Annotated in this window: 1 rRNA gene; it reads right to left on the bottom strand. The window is 52.7% G+C overall.

The features are described 5' to 3' along the window. Window positions 1-27: 27 nt before the first annotated feature. Window positions 28-2933 (bottom strand): 23S ribosomal RNA (locus tag QNN88_RS22695). Window positions 2934-3000: the final 67 nt, after the last annotated feature.

The raw sequence follows: 3000 nt of genomic DNA, 5'->3' as shown, positions 1-3000 counted from the left end.
AATCCGCCAAAACATCTTCGGCGTTGTAAGGTTAAGCCTCACGGTTCATTAGTACCGGTTAGCTCAACGCATCGCTGCGCTTACACACCCGGCCTATCAACGTCGTCGTCTTCAACGTTCCTTCAGGACCCTTAAAGGGTCAGGGAGAACTCATCTCGGGGCAAGTTTCGTGCTTAGATGCTTTCAGCACTTATCTCTTCCGCATTTAGCTACCGGGCAGTGCCATTGGCATGACAACCCGAACACCAGTGATGCGTCCACTCCGGTCCTCTCGTACTAGGAGCAGCCCCCCTCAATTCTCCAGCGCCCACGGCAGATAGGGACCGAACTGTCTCACGACGTTCTAAACCCAGCTCGCGTACCACTTTAAATGGCGAACAGCCATACCCTTGGGACCTACTTCAGCCCCAGGATGTGATGAGCCGACATCGAGGTGCCAAACACCGCCGTCGATATGAACTCTTGGGCGGTATCAGCCTGTTATCCCCGGAGTACCTTTTATCCGTTGAGCGATGGCCCTTCCATTCAGAACCACCGGATCACTAAGACCTGCTTTCGCACCTGCTCGCGCCGTCACGCTCGCAGTCAAGCTAGCTTATGCCTTTGCACTAACCTCCTGATGTCCGACCAGGATTAGCTAACCTTCGTGCTCCTCCGTTACTCTTTAGGAGGAGACCGCCCCAGTCAAACTACCCACCAGACACTGTCCGCAACCCGGGTAACGGGCCTACGTTAGAACACCAGCCATTAAAGGGTGGTATTTCAAGGGCGGCTCCATGCAGACTGGCGTCCACACTTCAAAGCCTCCCACCTATCCTACACATCAAGGACCAGTGTTCAGTGTCAAGCTATAGTAAAGGTTCACGGGGTCTTTCCGTCTTGCCGCGGGTACACTGCATCTTCACAGCGAGTTCAATTTCACTGAGTCTCGGGTGGAGACAGCCTGGCCATCATTACGCCATTCGTGCAGGTCGGAACTTACCCGACAAGGAATTTCGCTACCTTAGGACCGTTATAGTTACGGCCGCCGTTTACCGGGGCTTCGATCAAGAGCTTCTCCTTACGGATAACCCCATCAATTAACCTTCCGGCACCGGGCAGGCGTCACACCGTATACGTCCACTTTCGTGTTTGCACAGTGCTGTGTTTTTAATAAACAGTTGCAGCCAGCTGGTATCTTCGACTGATTTCAGCTCCATGAGTAAATCACTTCACCTACATATCAGCGTGCCTTCTCCCGAAGTTACGGCACCATTTTGCCTAGTTCCTTCACCCGAGTTCTCTCAAGCGCCTTGGTATTCTCTACCTGACCACCTGTGTCGGTTTGGGGTACGATTTGATGTTACCTGATGCTTAGAGGCTTTTCCTGGAAGCAGGGCATTTGTTGCTTCAGCACCGTAGTGCCTCGTCATCACGCCTCAGTGTTAAAGTGAACCGGATTTACCTGGAACACACACCTACACGCTTAAACCGGGACAACCGTCGCCCGGCCAACATAGCCTTCTCCGTCCCCCCTTCGCAGTAACACCAAGTACAGGAATATTAACCTGTTTCCCATCGACTACGCCTTTCGGCCTCGCCTTAGGGGTCGACTCACCCTGCCCCGATTAACGTTGGACAGGAACCCTTGGTCTTCCGGCGAGCGGGCTTTTCACCCGCTTTATCGTTACTTATGTCAGCATTCGCACTTCTGATACCTCCAGCATGCCTCACAGCACACCTTCACAGGCTTACAGAACGCTCCCCTACCCAACAACACATTGTGTCGCTGCCGCAGCTTCGGTGCATGGTTTAGCCCCGTTACATCTTCCGCGCAGGCCGACTCGACCAGTGAGCTATTACGCTTTCTTTAAATGATGGCTGCTTCTAAGCCAACATCCTGGCTGTCTGAGCCTTCCCACATCGTTTCCCACTTAACCATGACTTTGGGACCTTAGCTGGCGGTCTGGGTTGTTTCCCTCTTCACGACGGACGTTAGCACCCGCCGTGTGTCTCCCGTGATAACATTCTTCGGTATTCGCAGTTTGCATCGGGTTGGTAAGTCGGGATGACCCCCTAGCCGAAACAGTGCTCTACCCCCGAAGATGAATTCACGAGGCGCTACCTAAATAGCTTTCGGGGAGAACCAGCTATCTCCCGGTTTGATTGGCCTTTCACCCCCAGCCACAAGTCATCCGCTAATTTTTCAACATTAGTCGGTTCGGTCCTCCAGTTAGTGTTACCCAACCTTCAACCTGCCCATGGCTAGATCACCGGGTTTCGGGTCTATACCCTGCAACTTAACGCCCAGTTAAGACTCGGTTTCCCTTCGGCTCCCCTATTCGGTTAACCTTGCTACAGAATATAAGTCGCTGACCCATTATACAAAAGGTACGCAGTCACCCCATTAAGAGGCTCCCACTGCTTGTACGTACACGGTTTCAGGTTCTTTTTCACTCCCCTCGCCGGGGTTCTTTTCGCCTTTCCCTCACGGTACTGGTTCACTATCGGTCAGTCAGGAGTATTTAGCCTTGGAGGATGGTCCCCCCATATTCAGACAGGATACCACGTGTCCCGCCCTACTCATCGAGCTCACAACACATGCACTTTTGTGTACGGGGCTGTCACCCTGTATCGCGTGCCTTTCCAGACACTTCCACTAACACACATGCTGATTCAGGCTCTGGGCTGCTCCCCGTTCGCTCGCCGCTACTGGGGGAATCTCGGTTGATTTCTTTTCCTCGGGGTACTTAGATGTTTCAGTTCCCCCGGTTCGCCTCGTTAACCTATGTATTCAGTTAACGATAGTGCAACGAATTGCACTGGGTTTCCCCATTCGGACATCGCCGGCTATAACGGTTCATATCACCTTACCGACGCTTTTCGCAGATTAGCACGTCCTTCATCGCCTCTGACTGCCAGGGCATCCACCGTGTACGCTTAGTCGCTTAACCTCACAACCCGAAGATGTTTCTTTCGATTCATCATCGTTTTGCGAAAATTTGAGAGACTCGAACACAC

This window comes from Citrobacter sp. ANG330 (genome assembly GCF_047467925.1).
GTDB classification, from domain to species: domain Bacteria; phylum Pseudomonadota; class Gammaproteobacteria; order Enterobacterales; family Enterobacteriaceae; genus Citrobacter_A; species Citrobacter_A amalonaticus_G.
This window is presented reverse-complemented; position numbering and strand designations above follow the sequence as displayed.